General features: G+C 71.5%; 2 protein-coding genes. One reads left to right on the plus strand and one right to left on the minus strand.

What is annotated here, in order from left to right; genetic code table 11:
• On the minus strand, positions 1-504 hold a 504-nt coding region (locus tag FVW20_RS12920; protein WP_196609940.1), incomplete at its 3' end, for a nicotinate-nucleotide--dimethylbenzimidazole phosphoribosyltransferase.
• A gap of 364 nt (positions 505-868) precedes the next feature.
• Here FVW20_RS12920 and FVW20_RS12925 point away from each other — a divergent pair.
• Positions 869-2294, plus strand: a 1426-nt coding sequence (locus FVW20_RS12925; RefSeq protein WP_196609941.1) for a S1C family serine protease, incomplete at its 3' end; no start/stop codon positions are given.

Here is a 2294-nt window from a genome sequence, read left to right on the forward strand (position 1 = left end):
CTGCGCGGCAAGGTCCGCGCCCAGCAGCAGGGCGGCCTCGCACTGTTCGCGGGTCATGGCCGGGCCGTGGGTCATGTTGGCGGTGCCGGGGGCCACCTTGCGGCGGATGAGCTGCGGGTGCGGGTCGAAGTCGTCGCCAAGGCACCCGGCGTCCACCACGCGCAGGTCGATGCCCGCGGTGGCGCACAGCACGTTGATCCCCGCGCCGCCGTTCAGGAAATTGAGCACCATCTGGCGGGTCACTTCCTGCGGAAACAGCGAGACGCCCTCGGCGGCCACGCCGTGGTCCCCCGCGATGGTGAAGATGCGCGCCGGGTCGACGGCCAGCGGGCGCGCGCCGCCCTGGATGCGGTGCAGCTGCAGGGCCAGGTCTTCCAGACGGCCCAGGCTGCCGCGCGGCTTGGTCAGGTTGTCCAGATGGGCCTGCCCGACGGGGTCGTGGCCGTGGTCCACGGGGTCGATGGCGGCGATGAGGTCGAGAAGCTGCGGAGACGGAGACGGCATGGGAACCCCCGGAATGTCGATGTGGAACGCGAACCGGCGCACGGTAGCGCCACGGGCCGGGCAAGGCAAGCCGGAGAACGGCGTGCGGCGGCGAACGGGCGGGGCGGGGCAAGGTTGCCGCCGCGCAGGCGGTTCTGCCTCACTCCCGCGCCACTCAGGCGCGATGCGTCGTGCGTCATGCGGCAGCGAACGTAAGGCCTCCGGTGCGCACGACGTTGCAGCTTCATGGGCTGCCCCTGCACCACCCTGCTTCGCGCCCGCCTGCCGTCTCGTTCCCTTGCCACTTTGCCCCTGCCCCCTTGCCGACGCCCGCCGCAGGCCGCATAGTGATGCGTGCGAAAATCGCGAATTTCAGGGGGCACCCATGATGTTCATCCATAGACTGCTGCCCGGCCACGACATGTCGCCCCGGCGCACGGGTTGCGGCATCCGTATCGTCAGGGGCGCGGCCCGTGCGGCCCGTACCATTTTGCCCCTTCTGGCCGTCGCCATCGCCTTCGTGGCGCTGCCCGCCGCGTATCATCCGCTTTCGCCCCGCGCCGCCCTTGCCGCGGACTCTCCCCCCGCGCCGTTGCAGGCGGACCAGCCGGTATCGTCGCAGCCGGGACGTGCTGCCATCACCGTGCCCACGCCTCGCTCGCCCGCCCTGCCCCCCGGCATCCCGGACAACAGCCCGCGCCTCACCCCGGTGGTACGCGCCGTCAGCGCCGTGGCCCCCGCCGTGGTCAACATCACCACCGCCCGGGTGGTGGAGCGCAATTTCAATCCCTTCCCCGGCCTGATGGACGACGAGGCCGCGCGCGAAATGTTCCCCAGCCTGCCCACCCAGCGCCAGACCCGGCGCAGCCTGGGTTCCGGGGTGATCATCAACCCGGATGGCGGGCATCCCGGCATCGTGCTCACCAACGCCCACGTCATCGCCGGGGCCACGGGCATCGCCGTGCACCTGCTGGATGGCCGATCGCTGGACGCCGAGCTGCTGGGGTCGGACACCGACTTCGACATCGCCGTGCTGCGCGTGCCCGGCGCGCAGAACCTGCCCGCCGTGAAGATGGCCACCTCGTCCGACCTGATGCCCGGCGAGACGGTCATCGCCATCGGCAACCCCTTCGGCTTCGCGCACACCGTGACCACCGGGGTGGTCTCGGCCCTTGGCCGCTCCATCAAGGTGGAGCAGGGCATGATCACCGACCTCATCCAGACCGACGCGGCCATCAACCCCGGCAACAGCGGCGGCCCGCTGCTGAACATCGCGGGCGAGCTCATCGGCATCAACACGGCGGTCTACGCCAAGGGCGAGGGCATCGGCTTCGCCATTCCCGTGGACAAGGCCCGCCGCGTGGTCGAGGAACTGCTGGGCCAGGGCCGGGTGGACCCGGTGTGGCTGGGCGTGCTGGGGCAGGACATCGACCAGCGCACGGCGGCGTGGCTGGGGCTGAAGCGGGCCTCCGGCATGCTGGTGACCGAGGTGCAGCAGGGCACCCCGGCGGCGAAAGCCGGGCTGCGCCCGGGCGACGTGCTGGTGTCCGTCAACGGCAACCCCGTGGCGGACAAGGACGCCTACATCATGCTGCTGCGCAACTACACCCACCGCGACACGCTGGAGGTGGGCCTGCTGCGCGAAGGCAGGACGGCCACCCTGCGCATGACCCCCGCCGTGTTCACGCAGGACATGGCGGAACGACTGGCCGAGCGGCGCTGGGGCCTGCGCGTGCAGGAGGCGCAGGGGAACGGGGTGCGCATCAACGCCGTGCTGCCGAACAGCCCCGCCGCGCGGCTGGGGCTGGCCC

The organism is Nitratidesulfovibrio oxamicus (assembly GCF_015731765.1).
Taxonomy (GTDB): Bacteria; Desulfobacterota; Desulfovibrionia; order Desulfovibrionales; family Desulfovibrionaceae; genus Cupidesulfovibrio; species Cupidesulfovibrio oxamicus.